Source organism: Tildeniella sp., assembly GCF_059505325.1.
The window spans coordinates 85,759-108,640 of the sequence record NZ_JCACKI010000004.1; the positions used below are offsets into that span (position 1 = coordinate 85,759).

A 22,882-nucleotide genomic window follows, 5' to 3' on the forward strand; every position below is an offset into this window, starting at 1 on the left:
CCCACTCCCTACTCCCCACTCCCCACTCCCTTCACCCTGGCGGCCATCCCATTGCTCGCCCACCCAAAATATGCAGATGAAGATGATCCACTGTCTGCCCACCATCTACGCCAGTGTTAATTACCAGGCGATAGCCATTGGTTAAGCCTGCCTGGTCAGCAACGCGCTTGGCGGTCAGCAAGAGATGACCCATGAGGGCGTGGTCGTTGGACTCCGCATCGGATAGTTTTGCGATCGGTTGTTTGGGAATCACCAAAATATGCACTGGTGCTTGTGGGTTTACGTCCTTAAAGGCAAGTGCCAAGTTGTCTTCATAGATAATCTCAGCGGGAATTTCTCTGCGGATAATCTTGCTAAAAATCGTCTCGGTCGGTTCGTTCATGCTGTCCCTCAGTGTGCCGATGGGGTGCTAGTTGAAATTCTAAGGGGTTAGAGGCTGTTAGTGACTGTTTTGCGGCTGCAATAATCGTCGCCAGAGAGTTTGCCCGTACAAAGGCGATCGGCGAATGCGAATCAGACACGGTAAGCTTGAGTGTCTTCGCTAAGGGACTGTCTCAGAAGTGCTGGGCAAATGCAATGTGCCGCTATAGGAACAAAGTTTGACTACACAGACTCAGAAGAAATGGCGGTTCTGTCACTGGCAACGACAGAGTATGCTCTTCGGGCGTAGCTACACTATGTTTCTGCAACCGCGATGTTGAGTTGCTAACACTGACCTTTTCAGACATTCTTTAAGCCAACGTTTTTTGCTGTAAGGGTTTACCAATTTAATGAAAGTTTTACTTCTTTACCCACTTTTTCCAGAATCATTTTGGTCGTTTGATAAAGCACTTGAACTGATTGATCGCAAAGCGTCGCTACCACCATTGGGCATGATCACCGTTGCTGCAATCTTGCCGCAAACCTGGGAGTTTCGCTTAGTTGACCGCAACGTCCGATCGCAGACCGAAGCTGATTGGAACTGGGCAGATCTGGTCATTTTATCGGGCATGATTGTTCAAAAGCCGGATTTACTCCACCTCATTCGTGAGGCAAAGCAACGAGGCAAACTGGTCGCTGTGGGTGGTCCTTACGTCACATCCGTACCCGATGCCGCTCAAGCAGCAGGAGCCGACTTTTTAGTTTTAGATGAAGGGGAAATTACCCTGCCACTGCTAGTAGACGCGCTCAATAGAGGCGAGCGATCGGGCATTTTGCGTGCCCCTGAGGGTGAAAAGCCAGACGTTTCAGGTACACCCGTTCCGCGTTTTGATCTGCTGGATCTCAGCGCTTACATCGAAATGTCGGTGCAGTTTTCGCGGGGCTGCCCCTTTCAGTGCGAGTTTTGCGACATTATTGTGCTGTATGGACGCAAGCCACGCACCAAAACGCCTGCGCAATTACTGGCAGAACTACAGGCTTTGTATGATTTGGGCTGGCGGCGATCGGTGTTTATGGTCGATGACAACTTCATTGGCAACAAGCGCAACGTCAAACTCTTGCTACGTGAATTAGTGCCGTGGATGGCAGCACACAATTATCCCTTCCGGCTGAGTACTGAAGCGTCTGTCGATCTGGCTCAAGATGAAGAACTGCTGGATCTGATGGTGCGGGCAAATTTCACAGCCGTCTTCTTAGGCATCGAAACGCCGGATACCGAAAGTCTGGCGATGACCCAGAAGTTTCAGAATACGCGCAATTCTCTCGTTGAGTCGGTGCAAATCATCAACCGCAAGGGGCTGTCCGTGATGGCAGGTTTTATCCTGGGCTTTGATGGCGAGAAACCAGGAGCGGGCGATCGCATTATTGAGTTTGTCGAAGCCACTGCCATTCCTAAAGCGATGTTTGGAATGCTCCACGCACTGCCTAATACAGCACTGTGGCATCGGCTAGAGAAGGAAGGTCGGCTCTTTGAGTCGAGCCAAAACTTAAGTGGGCAACAGATGGGGTTAATGAATTTTATTCCCACTCGCCCGATCGCCGCTTTAGCCAGAGAGTATGTCAACTGCTTTTGGGAACTGTATGAACCCAGTCGCTATCTTGCACGCGTCTACCGCCACTTTATGACGATGCAGCCAGCACCACACAAACGCCCCTTTAAGCGACTGGAGTGGGTGGAACTGCGAGCAGTGCTGACGATTTTCTGGCGACAAGGCATCAAACGCAGTACACGTGGTCAGTTCTGGCAGCAGCTTGTCTCAATCCTACGGCGCAATCCGGAGGTGTTTGTGCCCTATATGAGCAACTGCGGCTTATTGGAGCATTTTCTGCACTACCGTCAGCTTGTGCGTAGCCAGGTTGAGGCGCAGTTAGCAGACTATTTGGCGCAAGAAACAGCGCATCAGAAAGTAGAGGCAGAAGTAACGGTTGGCGCGATCGCTCGCTAGTAGGAACGTTGTTAGTGGTTGGTTGTCAGTTGCTAGTGAGCATCCGCTCATTTTGCCGATACTCACTAACAAGACTCGCCAGGTCATTCCATCGGGCGCTAACAACCAACCACTAACAACCAACCACTAAATCAGCTTGACTGCCCGTAGCGTAAAGAACAGACCGATCGCCAACGTAAAAACTCCACCCAACAGCAAAGGAAAAAGCAGAAATGACATTTGTTATCGCTCCACAGGTCTAGACAAACTATACAAAACAACGGGTCGCACAAGGTGACCAGGGGCAAATAAACTTAGGAGGAGGCAGAATAGAGCAGTCAGTAATCAGCGGTTAGCGGTCAGCGGTCAGCGGTCAGCGGTCAGCTTTTTAGCCCTCTGCCCTCTACGTAGCAGTCAGCAATCAGCGGTCAGCGGTCAGCGGTCAGCAGTCAGCGGTCAGCGGTCAGCTTTTTAGCCCTCTGCCCTCTACGTAGCAGTCAGCAATCAGCGGTCAGCGGTCAGCGGTCAGCTTTTTAGCCCTCTGCCCTCTGCCCTCTGCCTTCTGCCAGCAGTTCAACTCATCTTTACAACTTATAACTCAACCCCCTCCTCCCATGCAGTCTGTTATTCCCGTCAATTTACCGCAACATGCTTACAGCATTGCGATCGCTCCAGGTACTCTCAATCAGCTCGGCAACTGGATGCAGGGCAAAGAGGACGCACCGCTGAAGTTGGGCAAAAAGGTTCTGCTGGTGTCCAATCCAGCAGTGTTTGAACACTACGGCGATCGGGCAACGGCTTCTCTGGAACAAGCAGGCTTTACTGTAGCAACCTGTCTTTTACCCGATGGTGAGCAGCACAAAACCCTGGAAACGCTCAGTCAAATTTATGATGCGGCGTTAAGCAATCGGCTGGAGCGATCGTCCACCTTTGTCGCGCTCGGTGGTGGAGTGATTGGTGATATGACAGGCTTTGCAGCGGCAACCTGGCTGCGAGGTGTGAATGTGGTGCAAGTGCCAACCTCATTACTGGCAATGGTAGACGCAGCGATCGGCGGCAAAACAGGTGTCAACCATCCCAACGGCAAAAATCTGATTGGAGCCTTTCATCAGCCGCGTTTGGTATTGATTGATCCGCAAGTCTTGCAAACATTGCCTGTGCGAGAATTTCGAGCCGCGATCGCCGAAGTCATCAAATACGGCGTGATTTGGGATGCGGCACTGTTCACCCAGTTGGAAGCTGCGCCCCAGCTTGATCAGCTTTCTCATCTGAGTGCAGAACTGTTGCAAGCAATGCTCACCCATTCGTGTCAGGCAAAAGCGCTTGTCGTTAGTAAGGACGAAAAAGAAGCTGGACTACGGGCAATTTTGAACTACGGGCACACGATCGGTCACGCAGTTGAAAGTCTCACAGGCTATCAGGTTGTCAATCATGGTGAAGCAGTGGCGATCGGCATGGTCGCAGCAGCCCAGATCGCAGTTGCACTCCAACTCTGGCAAGACGCAGATGCCCAGCGTCAACTCACGCTCCTGCAAAAGGCACACTTGCCCACGCGTCTCCCTGCCGGAATCGACCTTGATGCCATTCTTACATCCCTTCAAGCCGACAAGAAGGTAGAAGCAGGACAGGTGCGCTTTGTATTGCCGACTCAAATTGGGGCGGCGATCGTCACCGATCAGGTACCCACAGCAGTGATTAAGCAAGTGTTGCAGCAGATGCAGACGGCTTAGAGTTGGAATGCGATCGACTGACCGTCTCCGACACGCGTTTCATCAGCAGTCGGTTAGCTCTAGAAGCATCGCACCGTCCTAAACGGCTCGTAGCAACACAGCAATAGTTGTCATGAGTGCGCGATTGACCGAAATGAGTAAGCGAAAAGGCAAAACAGATAAGCAAAAAGGCATTTTGCTTGCAGAAAACACCGAAACGGGTAAGCGGTAGTCCTAAACAAGTAAGGATAGAGTGATGGTTGATGTTGATGTTTAAGTTTTCCGGTATTGCAATCACAATGTCTTGTCATTTTCAAAGTCATTGGACAATCACATTGGTGCCATTTGGTACTTCATTCACCACTACAAGGCATCCTTACCTGTCTAGGACTACCCTAACAACTCTATGCTGCTACCCGAACCTGATTCATCCAGGCTGATAGATCAGCGAAGGCACGATCGCGGTACATGCCATACCGTTCTTGCTTGTTGCGAATGCGTTTGAGCAGTTCTGGCAAAATGCCGAAGTTGGGTGGCATGGGCTGAAAGTGTTTGGGCGAGGCAGCGCTGATGAAGTCGAACAAGGCACCCATCATGGTTGTGACGGGAAGGGCGATCGGTGGTTGTCCTCGTGCGACCCGTACGGCATTGGTGCCAGCTAACCAACCGCCAGCCGTTGCTGCGGTATAGCCTTCGGTGCCCACCAGTTGCCCTGCGGCGAGAAGCGTCTCACGTTGCTTGAATTGCAGAGTGGCATGGAGTAATTCTGGCGCATTAACAAATGTATTGCGGTGCATCACGCCCATGCGGACAAATTCGGCATTCTCCAAGCCAGGAATCAGGTGGAACACGCGCTTTTGTTCACCCCAGCGCAAATTGGTTTGAAAGCCGACCATGTTCCACAGTTGCCCTGCTCGATCTTCCTGTCGCAGTTGCACGATCGCATAGGGACGCTTGGCTTTATTCTCAGGTTCACGAAAATCGCCCAAACGGGCATCAAACAAACCCACTGGTTTTAACGGACCGTAGCGCATCGTATCTTCGCCGCGTCGTGCCATTTCTTCGATCGGTAGACAGCCTTCAAAAAACTTGGCGGTTTCTTGCTCAAAATCCTTCAGTTCTGCCTGTTCTGCCTGACACAACTCTTGCCGAAAGTGGAGATACTGATCGCGGTTCATGGGGCAGTTAAGGTATGCCGCTTCACCCCGATCGTAGCGAGACGCAAGAAACGCCACATCAAAATCGATCGACTCACCCACGACGATCGGGCTGGCAGCATCAAAAAAGCTCATGTACTCCATGCCCGTAAACCGATGGAGATCCTCGGCTAATGCAGGACTGGTCAACGGTCCCGTAGTCAGTACGCTGATTCCATCGGTTGGAATAGCGGTAACTTCCTCACGGCGGAGTTCGATCAAAGGATGTTGAGAGAGTGTTTCTGTCAGGTTGCGGCTAAAGATGGCGCGATCGACTGCCAGCGCTCCACCTGCCGGAACCGCGTGTTCATCGGCTTTGGCAATCACAATGGAATCCAGACGACGCAATTCTTCGTGCAGCAAACCAGAGGCGCGATCGCTCGACTGTGCGCCAAACGAATTGCTGCATACCAGCTCTGCCAGATGCTCTGAATGGTGCGCGGGACTCGATCGCAGCGGTCGCATTTCGTACAGGATGACTGGGATGCCTGCCTGGGCAATCTGCCAAGCCGCCTCGGTGCCTGCTAAACCGCCACCAATCACATGAATGGGTTTCATCTCTGCCATTGCGCTCTCAAGTTGTGCGTCTTTAACCAGGATACGAGGTTAAGGGAAGATGGTGTTTGGTTGAGTGCTAAAGCTCTGGAAGACTTTTCGTCTGCACGTCCTCTAAGCTTGATGTTCTGCCCTAGCACGATCGCATATTGATCCACAAGCTGTCGGCGATCACACTTCACAAACGCTTCAACGTAAGTAACCATAGCTTCAACGTAAGTAACCACAGCTTCATGATTACTAACGACAGTTTCGCCGTTGCTAACCACAGCTTCAACGTAAGTAACCACAACTTCAACGTAAGTAATCACAGCTTCAACGTAAGTAATCACAGCTTCAACGTTGGTAACCACAGCTTCATGATTACTAACGACCGCTTCGCCGTTGCTAACCACAGCTTCGGCAGACGTAACGATCGCTTGAGCAATGCCTACTGAACGAGACGAATGGTTAGACCCGGCGATCGTCGTTGCCGCGATCACACCCAGCCAAGCCCTTTAGGATGGTTGGTTGCAGTCAGCTCACGGAAACCGTCACGAGACCTTTGCCTGACCGACTATAGTGATGAGATGTGCCATATGAGAGCATTCACATGCTGACAAACGCCGATCGCAACAGTGCCAAGCCTTCCACTCCAGAGAACGCTGACTCTGACCTTGCTGTGCATCAGAAGCGCATCTTGACTGCACCCCTACCAGACCCCATTGCTCAAAGTATTGAAGCCATCACGTCGCTGCATCGACAGGCAGCGCAAAACACTCCGGCACACGAAAAGGTGTTGGAGACGATTACTACGTTTTTTGGGCGACCAGCCTTCTTGTATAGTCTGCTGGTCGGAGTGTTGGGCTGGTTTTTTAGCAGCCTACTGAGTCAAGCAGAAATCTTGCCCACATCGGTACCGCACTTTAGCTGGTCGCAGCAGGGTTTAGATGCGGCTGCCTTGCTAATTTCTACTGGCGTACTGGTGCGTCAAACCCGTCAAGAAAACTTTGCTGAGCAGCGATCGCAACTCACATTACAACTCAATCTGCTTTCAGACCAAAAGATTGCCAAAGTGATTGCTCTTTTAGAAGAGCTTCGTACCGATTTGCCAGACGTGCTCGATCGCAAGGATCTAGAAGCACAGGCAATGCAAGAAGCGGCTGATCCCATTGAAGTTTTAGAAGCACTTCAAGAAAATTTAGCGCAAGAATTAGCATCAGATGCGTTGTCTAATTCGTTGAAGCCTGAGAACGGAGTGCAACGTGACGCTCTTGTCACCTAAATCGGTAGAATAACTGAACCAAGCAAAGCGCTCTGATAGACGATCGTCTGAAGAGGAAGACGGCTAAGAGGACATCCTTTTGCTTACGGATGTTTCCCTAATGTTGAAAGTAGCGGCAGATACCTCGGTTGACAGATTGTCCAGCAGTTAAATTCCACCTATTTTATTAGGGGAATAAAAACAGTTCTTACTTATTGGAGTCGCAGCAATGTCCGAAACAAACGGTGTAATGATGCAGTACTTCCATTGGTACATTCCACCGGATGGGAATCTCTGGAAGCAACTCGCTGAATCGGCTGAAGCGTTAGCAAAGGTTGGGGTAACGTCACTCTGGTTACCACCCGCCTACAAAGGCACAGGCGGCGGCTATGACGTTGGCTATGGCGTTTACGACTTGTTTGATTTAGGCGAGTTTGATCAAAAAGGCTCCGTGCGCACGAAGTACGGCACGAAAGAAGAGTACCTACAGGCAATTAAAGTAGCGCAAAAGGCGGGCATTCGCATTTACGCCGACGCTGTTTTTAATCACAAGCTGGGCGCAGATGAAGAGGAAGAAGTGGAGGCAACTCCCTTCGACATGGAAAATCGCAATGAAGTTGTCGGTGAGTATCAAACCGTCAAAGCCTGGACAGGCTTCACCTTTCCCGGTCGTGGTGATAAGTACTCCAGCATGAAATGGCATTGGTGGCACTTTGACGCGATCGACTACAACGCCTATAACGAGGCTGAAGACGCGATTTACTTACTCAAAGGCAAAGAGTTCGATCGCAACGTAGACCTGGAGAAAGGTAACTTTGACTATCTCATGGGCTGCGACCTCGATATGAACCACCCTGAAGTGCAAGGCGAACTGAAGTATTGGGGCGAATGGTATGTCGATACCACTGGAGTTGATGGCTTTCGCTTTGATGCCGTCAAGCACGTCTCAGCCGAGTTTTTCCGAGAGTGGTTAGACCATGTGAGCCACGAGACCAAGCGTGACCTTTTTGGAGTCGGCGAGTACTGGTCTTACGATGTTGAAGCGTTACACAGCTTTGTGGAAACCACGAACGGTCGAGTGACATTGTTTGACGCACCGCTTCACTACAATTTCCACGTCGCCAGCAAAGCAGGCAATAGCTACGACATGCGACAAATTTTTGATGACACCCTCGTACAGCAACAGCCTACCCTTGCCGTGACGCTGGTAGAAAACCATGACTCACAGCCCTTGCAATCTCTAGAATCGGTGGTTGAATCCTGGTTCAAGCCGCTTGCTTATGCGTTGATCTTGCTGCGTCGAGAAGGCTATCCCTGCATTTTTTATGCGGATTACTATGGCGCGCATTACAAGGACAACGGCAAGGACGGTGAAGAACATGAAATCTGGTTAGACAGCCATAAAGAGATTCTTGACCAGATGCTTGAGGCTCGTCAAACCTACGCGTATGGTGAGCAATACGATTACTTCGACCACGCCAACACGATCGGCTGGACGCGCTTGGGCGATGACGATCATCCCGGCGGTATGGCAGTGTTGCTTAGTAACGGGAGTGAAGGCACGAAGCTGATGGAAGTGGGTCAGCCAAACACGACGTATGTGGATAGCACTGGACATGTGGATGAACCCATCACGACTAATGATGATGGATGGGGTGACTTCCGCTGTAACGGTGGTTCTGTTTCGGTATGGGTGCCCAAAGTTAAGTAGGCTAAACCATTTCAACTCTCAGAGATGAGTCGCAGCAATTCGTCGGTGGATACTTTGCCGCTCATCTCCGTTCCTTCCAACAGGCTATCGGCTAAATCACGCTTGTGTTGATGCAAATCAACGATCTTTTCTTCGATCGTGTCTTTTGCCACCAAGCGATAGATGGTGACGGGGCGTTTTTGTCCAATGCGATGAGCGCGATCGCTCGCCTGATCTTCCACAGCGGGATTCCACCACGGATCCATGTGAATCACGTAATCTGCCGCAGTGAGATTCAATCCGGTGCCACCCGCTTTGAGGCTAATGAGAAAGACATCACCTTCGCCTGCCTGAAACGCATTCACACGCTTTTTGCGCGTTGCCATCGGCGTGCTGCCATCCAAATATTGATAGGTAATTTTTTGCGTGTCTAAATACTCTTGAATGATGTGCAAATGATCCACAAATTGGCTAAACACAAGTGCTTTGTGCTTGTTTTCCAATAGTTCTGCCAGCACTTCACCAAACAGTTGCAGTTTAGAACTGGGCAGCGCGAGTTCGGGTTTCACCAGGCTGGGATTGCAGCAGGCACGCCGCAGGCGCATAATTTCTGCCAGCACTTGCAGATGCTTGGCACCCGCTTTGGCATCACTGTCTGATAGTTTGGCGATCGCCTCTCGCCGTAGTGCCTCATAAAAGGCAAGTTCTTCTCGACTCAGCTCGACTTGCAGCAGAATCTCGGTTCTGGAAGGCAATTCCTCTAGCACTTGATTCTTGGTGCGGCGCAGAATAAAGGGTTGAATGAGTTTCTTCAAGCGATTGCGGGCATCCCGATCGCTATAGCGTTCGATCGGTGTGGCATAGCGTTGGTTAAAGCTTTCCAGCGAACCGAGTAAGCCTGGATTGATGAAGCGAAAGAGATTCCAGAGTTCACCCAAATGGTTTTCGATCGGCGTTCCAGTGGTCAATAGTTTGAAACTACCCTGAAGATTCATCGCGGCTTGCGATCGCTTGGTCGCAAAGTTTTTGATGGATTGAGCCTCATCCAGCACGATCGTCTGCCATTGCACCTTTGCTAATTTGTCTGCCACCTCTTCTTGTTGCAACAATCCGTAGCTGCAAACCAGCAGATCAAACGGTTGCAGATTGTCCAGCACTTTTTGGCGATCGCCACTGCCAAATTGAATCGCGTTGAGCGTGGGTGCAAACCGCTGTGCCTCGCCCATCCAGTTCATGCACACGGAGGTGGGTGCAACGATAAGTGTAGGACCGTCAGGCGCACGGGTGAGAATGACTGCCAGCCCTTGCAGGGTTTTGCCCAAGCCCATATCATCGGCGAGACACGCTCCCACGCCCCAGTGTGCCAACCGTGCCAGCCAGCGAAAGCCATCGATCTGATAATCGCGCAAATCGGCTTGTAGCGTTGATGGCAATTGAGGTTCAAAGTTCTGAATCTCCTTCAGCCGCTGAATATGCGCCTTCCAGTGTTTATCTGCTTTGAGATCGCCAACTTCTTCCATCCAGTCTTCTACCGCAACCGCAGCGAGTGGGTGGAGGCGTAGACTGTTGCCCGATCGCTCTGAAAAGGTGCGGAGTTCATCTAGTCGCTTGCGAAATTCTTGAGTCAGCGCCAGAAATTGCCCGTCACCGAGGGGGATAAAGCGACTGGACGTTTTCTCCAGCAGTTGCATCAGTTGTTGCATATCGAGCACGAGGTCAGGACTCACTGTCAGCTCACCGTCGGTCGCAAACCAATCGTTCTGCCGTTTAATGTTGAGCTTGAAATCTTTGAGAGTGGACTGATGCGACACACGGAATTTTTCGCCTTCAGGATGCTCAATGACCACCGCATCGCCCAACGCTTGCAGTTCTAGCAGTAGTTCCAGGCAGGCTTCCGGATCGTCTATGAGCCATTCATTGTCCTGTTTTTCCTGCTCTAGAAAGGTAGGGCAGGCGGCGATCGCCGCATTTGCCAGCGTCTTCTCTTCGCGCAAATTTCGGGTGGTCTGCAAGCGCTTGCCGTCTACTTCAGCAATCACCGTTTCGCCACCTGTCCCCGGACGATAATAGGGTCCCGCCTGAGCAAAGGGACGTGCCAAGACCGCGACTTTTAAGCCCGCACTGGCAGGCAGCAGATGGATGTGTGGTTTCGGGTCGGCAGGTACTTCTTCAGTGGTCACGCCGCCACCAATATCGGAATGTACCGTCACAATGCTAGAAACGGCATTGATGGCAGATAAAACGCGCTCTTTTGCGGCAGCAGGCACTTCCAGGCGATTTTTTTGCCCTAGAATGTCGGCAATGCGGCGATGCTCTGGCGTGATGTCAATGACTTTGAGCCGGGTGGGGCTTTCCTTCACGGTCAGCGTTTCTTTGTTGTCTTTAATCTCTGGTGAAAATTGCAGCGTGAGGTGCTCGTCTTTACTTTTTTTCACCAGCAGTTCTGGCTCACCTTTCACTACGTCTATGCGCGTGGTGGGCGCATCTTCCCAAAAAACGTAAGGATGACCGACCAGCAGCGCGATCGCCTTGTCGGTAAAGGTATAGTCCGTTTTGTTGCCCCAGCCATAGGCATAGGTTTTAATTTGAGCGCACACCTTCAGATCTTGAGGCGTAAGGTAGCCCAGCTCACTGGCATCGTTTTTGAGGCGTTTCAAGGTGATCGGGCGACCTTTGCTCCACTCTCCTCTCGCATTGAGCGATTGCTCTCGTGGTTGCAGTACACAGCCAGTCGTCGGGTAGAACGTGACGAACCAGGCAAGGCGTTGGGTGGTTTCAGTTTTAGTTGCGACTGGAGGTTCGTCTTTCCGCAAATGGCTGAGAGCATTCAGGCACAGTTCCCATGCCTCTTGCGGTTGGATCAAGTCTGCCAGCGATCGCAGGTTGACATCAGGCAGTAAGGTGGGCACCTGCTTCACATAAGGGCTGCGCGGCTTCAGTTTAGCGATTAGTTCGCCAACGGTTTTTGCCAACCAGAGATAGCCCGACGTGCCAGCATCGTTGTAAAACGGTTCTAAAAGCCTCGGCAGATGTTTTTTCGCTTGCTCAATATCAACCCAGTAAAGACAGAGGGAACAGAACAACGTTTCCAGGCTGTTTCCCGCTTTGTGGGAGGCGATCGGCATGTTGCTGATCCACGCTTTCTTCGCCAGATCTCCCTGCTGAACTTTGATTACATTCTCCAGTGCTGCATAGGTAACGCTCAACCAATGCCTCGACTGACGTGCAATGCTGGCATATTCGGCTGCTTCGGCTAAGCGATCGGCAGACCCATCTTTCAACAATGCCAGGATGAAAAACAAACCACTCATGGATTGGAAATAGATTTTCCGCTTGCCAGTGCCTTTCTTGAGTGCCTGTAGCGCCATCGTGTATTGGGCGATCGCTGTGGCATCATCGCCTTGTAAAACGCTGATCTGTCCCTGCAACGCCGCAATCTGAGGTTGATACTCAGGAGCCTGATCAAGAATGTGCTGAGCCTCTTGCAAGCGTCCCCGCAAAAGCAAATGTTCGGCTAAAACGACGCATTGCAGAACAGAACTTTGCTTACCCGCTTTAGCGACATCTTCTTCCAACAGAGATAGGGGCGCACTGGCAGGCGTTAGATCCAGCATCGAAAAGTTCAAAATGCTAATGAGCGCACTGTTATAAAGATCGGTGGGCAGTGTGCGAAACCAGGTTGCATCGAAGGGATTATTGCAAATTTGCTGATAGACATCGTCCAGCGACAGCTTGTCTTTTTGGTAGGTGTACTTGTAGTAATCCTCTAATTGCTTGTTGATGAATTGAATATCTTTGCGATAAAGACCAATCCGAATCTCACGGATAAGCTGTCGATCGGTGCCAAACGAAATGGGTCCGTCTTTCCAGCGTCTCGGTACCGGAAACCCTTTTTGCACTGCCTGCACCAACCGCTCAAACCGATTTGCCTGCACCGCATCACGGGTCGCAATTTCGGTTAATAATGGATGACATTGTGGTCCTGCACCACTTTGTTGCACTAACACATCCAATGCAAGCAGGCGATCGACATAGGGCTTGATGGTTGGGGCAGTCAACATTTTGCTGCCTCGATCGGGTGCTGTAAGGTGATTCCAACAGCTAAGCAATAACGATCGGCTGATCGGTTCGTAAATGACTGAAAACAACTGCACCATCACCTGTTCCAGCGGCGGCAACTTGCGATAGATCGTCACCAACTGATGACGGCTCTGCTCGAGATCAGGAGGAGGGGAAATCATAATGCACCTTCAGAACGAGCGATCGCTACCATCAAAGTGAGAATAAATCAATATACGACCAAAGTGAGGCGTTAGCCAGTGTTCTGATGGTAATAAATTCTCTAATGATTGCGCTACGTTGGCTACGCAGTTTGGTCATGTCGATCGAGACAGCATACTCAAGCTTGCAATCCATTTCTCCTGACGGGGCGATCGCCTCCTGACAAACCATTTGCCACTACCGTTACCGATAAGACATAGCGGGGAACTTTAGGAGAAGACGTGCCTGCTTTCTCTCCCCAAAATCACTGCTATGGCAGCCTCTTAACCCAATCTTCTAGAACTTGCTAAACAAGGTGATGTACGCGCGATCGCGTCTAGATGAATTAGTAGGTCGCCAACTTGAATGAAGCTCATAGAACCTCTTTTGCTACATTGGATTGGGCGATCATAGCTCTTCAACTCTCAGTGTTAAGCGCTTACACAAGCACTGCAAGCCCGTTCTCAACATCAATGACTCCCTTAATGGGAGCTTGAACAGGAGTAGAACCATCAGTAACGGTAATTTCCCACTCAACAAGTAGAGAAGCGGTTTGATCAGTGCTCCCCACCGCTAAGTACCAGTAGTTTTCAGCCAAAAAACTTGAGGACTGCTGCAACTCATAAGCGACCCGTGCAGAAACCTGAAACTCGCTAACATCATCCAATCCGTTAATCACATCAATGGATGTCTTATAGGCTTTAAGCTGTCCATCCACTTCTTTTAGCTGCATCGTCATACCTCAAGTCAAGGGTGTATTGCTGATCAACCTAGCAAGGTCACTGCCAGCGCTGATCGCTCCCGTAAAGTCCTATATGGGGAGTCACAGTTAAGCTTTATCTTGTTCTTTCAATTGAGCCGCTTCAGCTAACAGTTGTTCTGCTTCTGCCTCTAGCTGGGCAGCACGATTGGCGTTGCTACCGTCTGGGATGCCCGTAATTTCTACCGTTTTCGCTAACGCTTCAGGACAGTGATCAGCCTCGTCGATGGAGTCATGCTGATGCTCGCAAAGCGGATGCATCCCACCTTCATCCGATGAATTAGCGACCCTTCGATATTTGTCAATACCGTGACCATGTTCATCCGTAATCTCTAGAACCTGCACATTCCAAACCATGTTAAGTCTCTCGCTTTGTATCCTTCACAATCATCCCATTTGACCTATCATTCTACGCGATCGCATTCGCTGCCGTAATCACTCAGGGGTTGAATAGCGCCTAGAGCAGCACTTTGGCAACGGGCACGGCGGCGAGTAGCATGACCTTTATACGATCGCGGCTTGTTAGAAATCAGGAAACCGTTAGCGCCGCATGAAACGCCTAAAAAGCTTTTGGGTAAACAATGGGTGAGACCAGCCTGGTACGCCAGTTCCGTCAGTGGGTGAGAACGCAGTTATCCTAAGCGTCTGCCGCTCATCTACTCGCACATTCCTTTACAATTATAAATCTAAAGCGTGTAAAGCAATCTAAGCGAGAAGGACAGAATGCGAGTTGCGATCGTAGGTGCGGGACTGGCGGGTTTGGCAGCAGCCGTTGAGTTAGCCGATGCCGGACATGAGGTGGAAATCTTTGAGTCCCGTCCGTTTGTGGGTGGCAAAGTAGGCAGTTGGGTTGATGCAGATGGCAACCATCTGGAAATGGGTCTGCATGTATTTTTCGGTTGCTACTACAACCTGTTTGACCTGATGAAAAAGGTCGGAGCGTTTGAAAGTCTGTTACTGAAAGAGCATACCCATACCTTCATCAATCGCGGCGGGCAAGTGGGAATGCTGGACTTTCGCTTTCTTACAGGCGCACCGTTTAATGGGTTGAAGGCGTTTTTCACTACATCTCAGCTTTCGGTGCAGGATAAAGTGCAGAACGCGATCGCCCTTGGCACCAGTCCCATTGTGCGCGGCTTGGTCGATTTTGATGGCGCGATGAAAAGCATTCGCAACCTGGATGGCATCAGCTTTGCCGATTGGTTTCGCAAGCAGGGTGGCTCAAACGGTAGCCTGAAGCGCATGTGGAACCCGATCGCCTATGCTCTGGGTTTTATCGACACCGAAAATATTTCCGCCCGCTGTATGCTTACTATTTTTCAGTTCTTCGCCGCCAGAACGGAAGCGTCAGTGCTACGAATGCTCGAAGGATCGCCTCATGAATATCTGCACAAGCCGATCGTGGACTACCTGGAAGCACGCGGTACTAAAATCCATACCCGTCGTCGCATCCGTCAAGTGCTGTTTGACAAGAAGGATGACCAAACTCATATCACAGGCTTAGTTGTCGCTAAAGACGATACCGAAGAAACCATCACCGCTGATGCCTACCTCGCTGCCTGCGATATTCCTGGTATTCAACGTCTACTGCCTGCCGAATGGCGTACTTGGGAAGAATTTGACAAGATCTATAAGCTGGATGCCGTTCCCGTTGCCACTGTACAGTTGCGCTTTGACGGTTGGGTGACAGAGCTACAGAACGCAGACGCACGTCAGCAGTTAGATCACGCGACTGGCATCGATAATCTGCTTTACACACCTGATGCGGACTTCTCGTGTTTTGCAGATATGGCGCTGACCAGCCCCAGCAACTACTACCGTGAGGGCGAAGGGTCTTTAATGCAACTGGTGCTCACTCCCGGCGATCCGTTTATTAAGCAGAGCAATGAGGCGATCGCCCAACATGTCCTCAAGCAAGTCCACGATCTCTTCCCCTCCTCCCGCGACCTCAAGATGACGTGGTACAGTGTCGTCAAACTCGCCCAGTCCCTCTACCGCGAATCCCCCGGCATGGATCTTTATCGTCCCTCACAGAAAACGCCCATTACCAACTTCTTCCTCGCAGGCAGCTACACCCAGCAAGACTATATTGATAGCATGGAAGGAGCCACCATCTCCGGCAGGCAAGCTGCTCAAGCGATTCTAGAGCCGACGGGGTACAAGGTTAAAGGTGTGGGGTTGTTCAATTACTAGTTGATGCTTGTTAATAAGCTAGTCCACAAATTTCTGAACCAAGTCTAGAGCTAGAGTACTCTTCGTTTGTTTTGTAGTGAGTTAGAACCTAACGATGCAAGAGGCTATGAACGATGCAGACTTTACGCACCTCGTTTGGACGGGTCTAGCTGTACTTGCGTTTTATGGGTTAGGGCTAGGGCTAATTGTTGCAATCATCGCGTCTTTTGTCACCATTCACTTTATACGTCACAAAAGCTATGCAAAAAACTACCTGATTTTTTCTCTATCAATGGGTGGTGCAGTCACCGGATTACTACTAACGTTGCCGTTTGAGATTGCACTGCTTCATTGCGCCAATATTTCTCATATGTGCGGTTCTTCTTGGGATAGAGTATTGAGACTTTCGTCTCAAGCAATCATCGTTGCACCGCCTTTAGGAGCGATCGTAGGGGTCGTCGTAGGATACTGGAAAGTATTTACGAAACATCGATAAACCGCTCAACGCTTCCTTTAAAGTCAGTATTGCTCCATCTTCTTCCATTTATTTCTTACTCCCCACTCCCTACTCCCCACTCCCTACTCCCCCTTCTTCCCCCATGTCCAACTGGCTCGAACATAGTGTCCAAGTAGAAGTTGATGCCCCGATCGATCTGGTCTGGAGCCTTTGGTCTGATCTAGAGCAAATGCCCCGCTGGATGAAGTGGATTGATTCTGTGACGGTTTTGGAAGACAAGCCCGAACTGTCGCGCTGGAAGTTGGCAACTGGGGGTTTTGAGTTTACGTGGCTCTCACGGATTCTCAAGATCGTAGAACATCAAATTATTCAATGGGAATCGGTAGATGGGTTGCCCAATCGGGGTGCCATTCGCTTTTACGATCGGGGTGAAAAAGGCAGCATCGTCAAAATGTCGGTAGGCTATGCGATTCCTGGCTTCCTCGGTCAACTCCTCGACAACCTCTTCATTGGGCGCGTGGTGGAGTCAACCCTACATGCAGATTTAGAGCGCTTTCGGCAATATGCACTCAAGGCGAAAGCGAACCAATGAATACATATGTGGTAAGTGTCTAAATAACAGTTATCAATGAAAAGAATCCCATTAATACATCCTATCTATCTTGACATACCGATGTTGGTATCGTTTGCGGCAGCAATACAAGGTGGTCTTGCCTTAGAAGCAGAAGTAACTGCTGAGAAAAAAGAAGGCGGCTCAACATCAGTAAACGCCTCTGGAAAATTTGGACTCAGCAGATTATTTCATACACTTGTCGATACGAGCGCTTCAGTCGAAGCTGCTGGCAGTCGTTCTAGTGAATCACACGAGATTCGTAAAGAGTCTAAAGCTTATACAGAAGCATCGATAGCAATCATTCTTTATCATCAACTTCAACAGAATGGTGGTTATATTGTGAAGCCACAAAGTATCAAAGATCTCCATATGTATTCTCCTGGTATGCTTGTAGAAGTAGCTGGAACAGTTGAGAAAAATGCTGTTGATGCAGTTATTGATTACCTTGATGCCGTAGATATCCTTAGTAAGGTAGCAACGCCTGAACCGCAGGTTCAATCAAAGGGCAAAGGCGTAAGCCAAGATAAAACTCCCCAATCGGAAATTGCAAGGATGCGTGAAGCTCTTGATAAAGACCGAAAGCGAACTCCACTTTCCAACGTTGTAGTCCGATGTTCTGAGCCAGCAAATTTGAATGTTGTAGTCACGCTACGCACAGAAAACTTGCGCGATTTAACGCTGAGTGAACTTCACCGAAATAGTGTTCGTATCGTTGGAAAAATTACTCGTGTAATTGGTAAAGATGAGGCAATGAGTTCATTCGAGAACTATGGCATGTCGTTATTACCTCCGCAGATGCTTAACGAGGTGTTCTTGCAAATTACTAACACTGAAGGTCTTGTGGCTGAATTTACCGATGTTCAGGTTAAAGGTCCAGCCTTTCAAATCCTTCCATTGATGATCTTTGTGTAGTTAGGATGGTATGTCACAACTTTAGTGCAGCGGACAGCCTAGGGATCTTGGTGCGGATGCAAGGGTTGATAGCATCTGCTGACTAGGAACATTATGCTATGAGTACATTCGCCGTCGACGAGGCTCTATGCGATCGACCGTGAGAGCTCGTCTTGGCATTGCAGACGGTTCTACTCATGCAATCAGAGCGACGCTGTGGGCACTAATTCTACCAACACCAAACTAAACCTTAACAAAACCTTCGTGGCTGATTAATAACTGCTTGGTAGTGTTCTTTTCATTACCTGTATAAATCTCCCTACAGTCATGAATTGGTACAACTCCTCGCATTTGCTCTCGGCAGGGTTCAAACGACGCGATGTTCTCCGTGGTGCTGGTGTTTTGACGGGTTTGGCGATCGCCAGCCAGTTGCCGCGCCGTGTCATTGCTCAACCCGCGTTTTCAGGCTATCCCTTCTCGCTGGGGGTTGCCTCTGGTGATCCACTACCTAACGGTGTCGTACTGTGGACTCGGCTGGCTCCTGATCCGCTGAATGGCGGCGGAATGCCGGGATACAACGTGCCCGTGCAATGGCAAATTGCGGCTGATGAAAACATGAAACGAATTGTCAAGTCTGGTACTGAGTTTGCTTTGCCAGAATTCGCACATTCAGTGCATGTAGACGTGCGTGGACTGCAACCAGGACGGCACTATTGGTATCAGTTTAAGGCAGGTAATGAAGTCAGCCCGATCGGTCGCACTCGTACCGCACCCGCCCGTAATCAACCACTCGATCGCCTCCGCTTTGCGCTGGTCAACTGTCAGGACTGGCAAAACGGCTATTACACCGCTTACAAGCACGTCGCCGAAGAAGATCTCGATCTGGTCGTGCATGTAGGCGACTACATTTATGAATATGGACCGGAGCCTGGTGGTCCTCGTCAGCACAACAGCTCTGAGATTGTGAGCCTTGAAGATTACCGTAACCGCCACGCGCTGTACAAGACCGATGCCAATCTTCAAGCGGCTCATGCAGCGTTCCCCTGGGTGGTGACGTGGGATGACCATGAAACAGAAAATAATTACGCCAGCGGTATTTCAGAAGTTGATGCTGAACCTGATCAAGATCCAACTGTGTTCTTGCTGCGACGTGCGGCGGCGTATCAGGCATACTACGAACACATGCCGTTGCGCGAATCGTCTTTACCAAAGGGGGCTGATTTAAGGCTCTATCGGCGATTTACGTATGGCGATCTGGCTCAGTTCAATGTGTTGGACACGCGCCAGTACCGATCGGATCAACCCTGTGATGACGGTCTCAAGCCTCTTTGCGATGCAGCCGTTGACCCCAGCGCTACACTGACAGGCAAGGCACAAGAGCGCTGGTTGTTTCAAGGTTTGCAACGATCGCCCGCCCGCTGGAATATCCTTGCCCAACAAGTTATGTTCTCGCAATTTGATTTCGATGCGCGTCCAGAGGTGCAGGTCTTCAATGTGGATCAATGGGATGGCTATGTCGCAGCCCGCGATCGTATCCTGACGTTTCTCGAACAGCAGAAGGTTTCCAACCCGATCGTGCTGGCAGGTGATATTCATTCCAGTTGGGTACACGACATCAAGCGCGATTTCAACAAGCCAGAGTCGCCAACGCTGGGCACTGAGTTTGTGGCAACCTCCATCACCTCAGACTTTCCCGCACAGTTTATTGCCCCAGTCACCCTGGCACTTTCCAATAACCCGCATACCAAGTTCTTCAACGGTGCGCTGCGGGGCTATGTGCGCTGTGATCTAAATCGCAAACGCTGGCAAAGTGACTACCGCGTCGTCTCGACCATTACTGAACCCGAAGCGACGATTAGCACGCTTGCTTCGTTTGTCGTAGAGGATGGTAAACCGGGCGCTCAACCCGCTTAACACGGCGAGAACGTCATGGAGCAAGGTGAAAGCAGTAACGTCTAGCCCTCATCTTGCTCCCTTGGCTTTGTCAACTTTGGTATCAGTGATTTGAATGCCCGCGATCGCCTTGAGGTTTGTATGAGCAGGTAGAATCCATCCTTGAAGCAGTCTGAAGTATCGGTTGCCTGCTTAGCCGCAAAGACCATAACCGTCGCTTCGTTCAGTTTTCAACCTTCCCGCATTGCCTTGACCAATCGCGCCAGAGCCGATTTTAACTGTACGCCTGGGTCGATCGCCTGCCAGCCACTTGATGTCTTCTGCCGCAGCTCAAAATGCAGATGGGGACCGGTCGATAAGCCAGTACTGCCTACTCGTCCAATCACAGTGCCTTTTTCGACCCATTGCCCTGGTTTGACCAACATTGCTGAAAGGTGTGCGTAGAGGGTTTCTCGCGTGTCGTTTTGGTGAGACAGAATGACTGTGAGTCCATAACCATTCAGTTGATCAGCAAGCGCTACCTTACCATCGGCTGCGGCTAAAACGGGTGTACCCATTGGTGCGCCAATGTCAGTACCTTTGTGAAAGCGTCGATCGCCCCTGATCGGATGCACTCGCCAGCCAAAGCTGGATGTAATCGGCGCTGGTACGGCTAAGGGAAAAATGAAGCTCAACCCTTTCCATAATTCGGCGGGATTGAAACCACTGCCCGTTTCATAGGCTGCCGTCCAGTTTTGCCCGTTGAAGTCAGGTGTGCTATCGTCCACAACCACACCAACGCCACCCAGCGATCGCCCAAACCCTTTGAGTGAGTAGCTAACGTACTGCGGTTCGACGGGCGTTACATAGCTATACGGTGGGCTAGACTGTGGCGGCGTGAATTGCAGTGTTGATGGGAGCGATCGACCTGGAACTGTTGTCGGCACCCAGGCTTTCACCTTCTCTGCCAGTGGCTTGGATGCTTTTGGCAATGGTTGTTGACGCGCTAATACAGGTTTTACGGGTCGTTGTTTGGCTTCGATCGCGTCAATTTGAGCCAGTAGCGTTGCCTGACTGTCGGGAGAAAGCATCGTGTCGTGAGCCATTTGACGCGCTTGGGCGAATTGTCCTTCCTGAGCCGTCGCGATCGCCGTTGCTTCGAGATTTGCCCGTAGTTTTGCCTCTTTCAGTAACTTATCTTTGGCAACAATATCTGCTAAACGTTGCTTCAATACCAACCGCTGGGCGATCGTGGCTTGCTCAGTTGCCTTAGCCGTAGCGACATCAGCAACCTGGTCATTTTTGGGCGGCGGTTGAATACTTTGCACATTAGGAGCAGCCACGGGCACGTCATTTACAATGTCAGTGCTGTTGCTGGTTTCGGTTGTTGTTTGAGCAGTACTGATGCTGCGTGGTGGTTGAGCAAAAGAGGGGGGAAGCGACTCAGGAGCGCTGGCAATGGGTTTGAGTACGGGAGCTGCTGTTTGCTGTGGCACGACTAGCGCAGCCTGAGGCGTATTGACATTGGCAGGTACAGCAGGCTTGGTAGCTTGTTCTGCTAATGTCTGGGCGATCGCGTCCAGCATTTTGAAAGGTTCCTGACTAATGGTCTGCCCATTTCTTTCTGGGCTGTCAACAGGCAATCAGGACGGTTCAGCGTCCTCCTAGCTTTCTTCAACCGCAGCGTTAACACAGGGATGGAATTATGTAGTTTTCATGAACCTTTCCTGATCGCAGGGAAGCTGAGGCTTCGCTTGAATGCATCTGCAGGTAGCTTAAGAGCAATTAAGTATAGGTCTCTGGGTACACTGAGCCAACCTAGACTACAAAGGGTTTTGCACATGTTGAGCCAGTTAGAAAAATTAAGCCTGGATACCGATGGTCGCTATGCTACTGATGAAGAACTGGCGTTTGTGAGTACGTATGTTCAGTCATTTGGTACGCGAGTGCAAACGTATCAAACCCTTCAGTTGGTCGAAGCCGCTATCGTGCAGCAGGTAGAGGCAAAAATGCGAGCGATCGATCCCGATCTTTTCCGCAGCGGCAACGAAGATATGAGTGCTAAGTGGAAACGCGATACCGTGCGAGTCCTGCGCTATTCTGCCGTCGCCATGCTCATGAATGATCCGGACACCTTACGCGAACGCTTTCTCTTGTGGTTTAAAACCATCATGAAAGCCTTCAGTGCACAGAAAAGCTGCAACGCGACCTATGTAGTCATGCAAGAAGTGGTCAAACAGCACTTAACGCCCGTTCAAGCCAGTTTGTTTTGCCCGATTCTGGAAATTAATCGGCAGGTATTGGGACAAGACTGATAACGTTTTTATACCATTTCACTAAACTGTGGCTACACAGGCAAGCTTCGGCTGGCGGTCAGCGGTCAGCGGTCAGCGGTCAGCGGTCAGCGGTCAGCGGTCAGCGGTCAGCAGCAAAAACGAATCTGTAGGGCGATTTTGTAGAATTGGTATTAGCCAGCGGTTGCCGACACTGTTGCAACATTACAAGCGGCTGCAACATTACAAGCGGCTGCAACACCATAAGCGGCTGCAACACCATAAGCGTTTTGGTCAGCCCTTCGCGCTTGCATGAGACCTAATTCCTACTCCTCAAACGACATTAAAAGCTGATGCAGCAGTTGATCGAGCGCCTGACGTTCCGCCTCCTCTAAACCGCTAAGGAGACGATGCTCATTGGCAACATGAGCTTCAACTGCTTTTTCGATCACGTTGAACCCTTTATCGGTCAACTGAATGAGTGTCCCGCGCCGATCGGTGGGATCAGGAGTGCGCTTTACAAGGTCAGCCTGTTCTAAGCGATCAATCCGATGCGTCATCGTGCCAGATGAAACCATCATCGTGTTGAATAGCTCAGTCGGCGAAAGCTGATATGGCTGACCAGTACGGCGCAAGGTCGCCAACACATCAAATTCACCAAAGTTCAGGTCAAAGTTTGCAAAAGTCTCTTGAAGCCCTCGTTCCAGGTGTTTCGCCAGACGCGTCATCCTGCCAATGATACCCATCGGTGACACGTCTAAATCAGGACGCTCTTTCTGCCATTGCGCCAAAATCGCATCGACTGGATCGGCTTTCATAGAATGCTACTCACTTAGAAATCTCAAT

General features: G+C 50.5%; 21 protein-coding genes and 1 pseudogene. 12 read left to right on the forward strand and 10 right to left on the reverse strand.

Translation table 11 applies throughout. The annotated features are described in order from the left end of the window. Positions 1-31: 31 nt before the first annotated feature. Complete coding sequence (locus AC5JO6_RS01800) at positions 32-382, reverse strand: histidine triad nucleotide-binding protein (protein WP_496079321.1); 351 nt, start codon at positions 380-382, stop codon at positions 32-34. Next, positions 354-521: a hypothetical protein gene (locus tag AC5JO6_RS01805; RefSeq protein ID WP_496079322.1), complete on the reverse strand. Its 168-nt coding sequence runs from the start codon at positions 519-521 to the stop codon at positions 354-356. The genes AC5JO6_RS01800 and AC5JO6_RS01805 overlap by 29 nt, the downstream gene beginning before the upstream one ends. Before the next feature lie 249 nt (positions 522-770). On the opposite strand from AC5JO6_RS01805, the gene AC5JO6_RS01810 reads away from it, so the two are divergent. Then, positions 771-2,366, forward strand: a complete 1,596-nt coding sequence (locus AC5JO6_RS01810; protein WP_496079323.1) for a B12-binding domain-containing radical SAM protein — start codon at positions 771-773, stop codon at positions 2,364-2,366. 126 nt (positions 2,367-2,492) lie between these two features. Here AC5JO6_RS01810 and petL read toward each other — a convergent pair whose 3' ends face one another. Continuing rightward, the gene (petL, locus tag AC5JO6_RS01815; RefSeq protein ID WP_496079324.1) at positions 2,493-2,585 is read right to left on the reverse strand and encodes a cytochrome b6-f complex subunit PetL; all 93 of its coding nucleotides are present in this window, start codon (positions 2,583-2,585) and stop codon (positions 2,493-2,495) included. Positions 2,586-2,959: 374 nt separating this feature from the next. Between petL and aroB the strand changes: the two genes are divergently transcribed. Beyond that, positions 2,960-4,075, forward strand: coding sequence for a 3-dehydroquinate synthase (gene aroB / locus AC5JO6_RS01820; RefSeq protein WP_496079325.1), 1,116 nt, complete (start codon positions 2,960-2,962; stop codon positions 4,073-4,075). 283 nt (positions 4,076-4,358) lie between these two features. Further along, positions 4,359-4,442, forward strand: a pseudogene (locus AC5JO6_RS01825) (IS1 family transposase); the annotation flags it as partial. A 16-nt stretch (positions 4,443-4,458) separates the two neighbouring features. On the opposite strand, the gene trmFO reads toward AC5JO6_RS01825, so the two are convergent. Further along, positions 4,459-5,817: an FADH(2)-oxidizing methylenetetrahydrofolate--tRNA-(uracil(54)-C(5))-methyltransferase TrmFO gene (gene trmFO, locus AC5JO6_RS01830; protein WP_496079326.1), complete on the reverse strand. Its 1,359-nt coding sequence runs from the start codon at positions 5,815-5,817 to the stop codon at positions 4,459-4,461. Next, the gene (locus AC5JO6_RS01835; protein ID WP_496079327.1) at positions 5,805-6,287 is read right to left on the reverse strand and encodes a hypothetical protein; all 483 of its coding nucleotides are present in this window, start codon (positions 6,285-6,287) and stop codon (positions 5,805-5,807) included. Before AC5JO6_RS01835 ends, trmFO begins: the two co-directional genes overlap by 13 nt. Positions 6,288-6,397: 110 nt before the next feature. Between AC5JO6_RS01835 and AC5JO6_RS01840 the strand changes: the two genes are divergently transcribed. Beyond that, positions 6,398-7,069: a DUF1003 domain-containing protein gene (locus tag AC5JO6_RS01840; protein ID WP_496079328.1), complete on the forward strand. Its 672-nt coding sequence runs from the start codon at positions 6,398-6,400 to the stop codon at positions 7,067-7,069. Between the two features lie 208 nt (positions 7,070-7,277). Next, entirely contained in the window at positions 7,278-8,759 is a 1,482-nt protein-coding gene (locus AC5JO6_RS01845; protein ID WP_496079329.1) for an alpha-amylase, read from the forward strand. An 11-nt stretch (positions 8,760-8,770) separates the two neighbouring features. Here the strand turns inward: AC5JO6_RS01845 and AC5JO6_RS01850 are convergent, their stop codons facing one another. The 3 genes from AC5JO6_RS01850 to AC5JO6_RS01860 form a co-directional block, all read right to left on the reverse strand. Beyond that, positions 8,771-12,979 carry a DEAD/DEAH box helicase gene (locus AC5JO6_RS01850; protein ID WP_496079330.1) on the reverse strand — a complete coding sequence of 1,403 codons (4,209 nt, stop codon included), beginning with the start codon at positions 12,977-12,979 and terminating at the stop codon, positions 8,771-8,773. A 458-nt stretch (positions 12,980-13,437) separates the two neighbouring features. Beyond that, on the reverse strand, positions 13,438-13,731 hold the full coding sequence (locus AC5JO6_RS01855) for a hypothetical protein (RefSeq protein ID WP_496079331.1): 294 nt from the start codon (positions 13,729-13,731) through the stop codon (positions 13,438-13,440). A 96-nt stretch (positions 13,732-13,827) separates the two neighbouring features. Next, a complete protein-coding gene (locus AC5JO6_RS01860) occupies positions 13,828-14,115 on the reverse strand; it encodes a hypothetical protein (RefSeq protein ID WP_496079332.1) in 288 nt (95 codons plus the stop codon). 366 nt (positions 14,116-14,481) lie between these two features. Between AC5JO6_RS01860 and zds the strand changes: the two genes are divergently transcribed. The 5 genes from zds to AC5JO6_RS01885 all read left to right on the forward strand — a co-directional run bounded on the left by zds (position 14,482) and on the right by AC5JO6_RS01885 (position 19,805). Continuing rightward, complete coding sequence (gene zds / locus AC5JO6_RS01865; protein WP_496079333.1) at positions 14,482-15,951, forward strand: 9,9'-di-cis-zeta-carotene desaturase; 1,470 nt, start codon at positions 14,482-14,484, stop codon at positions 15,949-15,951. Between the two features lie 94 nt (positions 15,952-16,045). Then, the gene (locus AC5JO6_RS01870) at positions 16,046-16,426 is read left to right on the forward strand and encodes a hypothetical protein (protein ID WP_496079334.1); all 381 of its coding nucleotides are present in this window, start codon (positions 16,046-16,048) and stop codon (positions 16,424-16,426) included. 103 nt (positions 16,427-16,529) lie between these two features. After that, positions 16,530-16,979, forward strand: a complete 450-nt coding sequence (locus AC5JO6_RS01875; RefSeq protein WP_496079335.1) for an SRPBCC family protein — start codon at positions 16,530-16,532, stop codon at positions 16,977-16,979. Between the two features lie 36 nt (positions 16,980-17,015). Beyond that, on the forward strand, positions 17,016-17,912 hold the full coding sequence (locus AC5JO6_RS01880) for a DUF6414 family protein (RefSeq protein ID WP_496079336.1): 897 nt from the start codon (positions 17,016-17,018) through the stop codon (positions 17,910-17,912). A gap of 306 nt (positions 17,913-18,218) precedes the next feature. Beyond that, positions 18,219-19,805, forward strand: a complete 1,587-nt coding sequence (locus tag AC5JO6_RS01885) for an alkaline phosphatase D family protein (RefSeq protein WP_496079337.1) — start codon at positions 18,219-18,221, stop codon at positions 19,803-19,805. 209 nt (positions 19,806-20,014) lie between these two features. Here AC5JO6_RS01885 and AC5JO6_RS01890 read toward each other — a convergent pair whose 3' ends face one another. Beyond that, the gene (locus AC5JO6_RS01890; protein WP_496079338.1) at positions 20,015-21,406 is read right to left on the reverse strand and encodes a M23 family metallopeptidase; all 1,392 of its coding nucleotides are present in this window, start codon (positions 21,404-21,406) and stop codon (positions 20,015-20,017) included. 198 nt (positions 21,407-21,604) lie between these two features. Between AC5JO6_RS01890 and AC5JO6_RS01895 the strand changes: the two genes are divergently transcribed. Together AC5JO6_RS01895 and AC5JO6_RS01900 are read left to right on the forward strand one after the other, a co-directional pair. Further along, on the forward strand, positions 21,605-22,078 hold the full coding sequence (locus AC5JO6_RS01895) for a globin family protein (RefSeq protein WP_496079339.1): 474 nt from the start codon (positions 21,605-21,607) through the stop codon (positions 22,076-22,078). 28 nt (positions 22,079-22,106) lie between these two features. Next, on the forward strand, positions 22,107-22,352 hold the full coding sequence (locus AC5JO6_RS01900; RefSeq protein WP_496079340.1) for a hypothetical protein: 246 nt from the start codon (positions 22,107-22,109) through the stop codon (positions 22,350-22,352). Between the two features lie 10 nt (positions 22,353-22,362). Here AC5JO6_RS01900 and AC5JO6_RS01905 read toward each other — a convergent pair whose 3' ends face one another. Beyond that, the gene (locus AC5JO6_RS01905; protein ID WP_496079341.1) at positions 22,363-22,854 is read right to left on the reverse strand and encodes a MarR family winged helix-turn-helix transcriptional regulator; all 492 of its coding nucleotides are present in this window, start codon (positions 22,852-22,854) and stop codon (positions 22,363-22,365) included. Between the last annotated feature and the right edge of the window lie 28 nt (positions 22,855-22,882).

Coding starts and splice junctions, on each gene's coding strand:
- AC5JO6_RS01800 (WP_496079321.1), bottom strand. CDS start 382: ATGAACGAACCGACCGAGACGATTTTTAGCAAGATTATCCGCAGAGAA.
- AC5JO6_RS01810 (WP_496079323.1), top strand. CDS start 771: ATGAAAGTTTTACTTCTTTACCCACTTTTTCCAGAATCATTTTGGTCG.
- petL (WP_496079324.1), bottom strand. CDS start 2,585: ATGTCATTTCTGCTTTTTCCTTTGCTGTTGGGTGGAGTTTTTACGTTG.
- aroB (WP_496079325.1), top strand. CDS start 2,960: ATGCAGTCTGTTATTCCCGTCAATTTACCGCAACATGCTTACAGCATT.
- trmFO (WP_496079326.1), bottom strand. CDS start 5,817: ATGGCAGAGATGAAACCCATTCATGTGATTGGTGGCGGTTTAGCAGGC.
- AC5JO6_RS01840 (WP_496079328.1), top strand. CDS start 6,398: ATGCTGACAAACGCCGATCGCAACAGTGCCAAGCCTTCCACTCCAGAG.
- AC5JO6_RS01845 (WP_496079329.1), top strand. CDS start 7,278: ATGTCCGAAACAAACGGTGTAATGATGCAGTACTTCCATTGGTACATT.
- AC5JO6_RS01850 (WP_496079330.1), bottom strand. CDS start 12,979: ATGATTTCCCCTCCTCCTGATCTCGAGCAGAGCCGTCATCAGTTGGTG.
- AC5JO6_RS01855 (WP_496079331.1), bottom strand. CDS start 13,731: ATGCAGCTAAAAGAAGTGGATGGACAGCTTAAAGCCTATAAGACATCC.
- AC5JO6_RS01860 (WP_496079332.1), bottom strand. CDS start 14,115: ATGGTTTGGAATGTGCAGGTTCTAGAGATTACGGATGAACATGGTCAC.
- zds (WP_496079333.1), top strand. CDS start 14,482: ATGCGAGTTGCGATCGTAGGTGCGGGACTGGCGGGTTTGGCAGCAGCC.
- AC5JO6_RS01870 (WP_496079334.1), top strand. CDS start 16,046: ATGCAAGAGGCTATGAACGATGCAGACTTTACGCACCTCGTTTGGACG.
- AC5JO6_RS01875 (WP_496079335.1), top strand. CDS start 16,530: ATGTCCAACTGGCTCGAACATAGTGTCCAAGTAGAAGTTGATGCCCCG.
- AC5JO6_RS01880 (WP_496079336.1), top strand. CDS start 17,016: ATGAAAAGAATCCCATTAATACATCCTATCTATCTTGACATACCGATG.
- AC5JO6_RS01885 (WP_496079337.1), top strand. CDS start 18,219: ATGAATTGGTACAACTCCTCGCATTTGCTCTCGGCAGGGTTCAAACGA.
- AC5JO6_RS01895 (WP_496079339.1), top strand. CDS start 21,605: ATGTTGAGCCAGTTAGAAAAATTAAGCCTGGATACCGATGGTCGCTAT.
- AC5JO6_RS01905 (WP_496079341.1), bottom strand. CDS start 22,854: ATGAAAGCCGATCCAGTCGATGCGATTTTGGCGCAATGGCAGAAAGAG.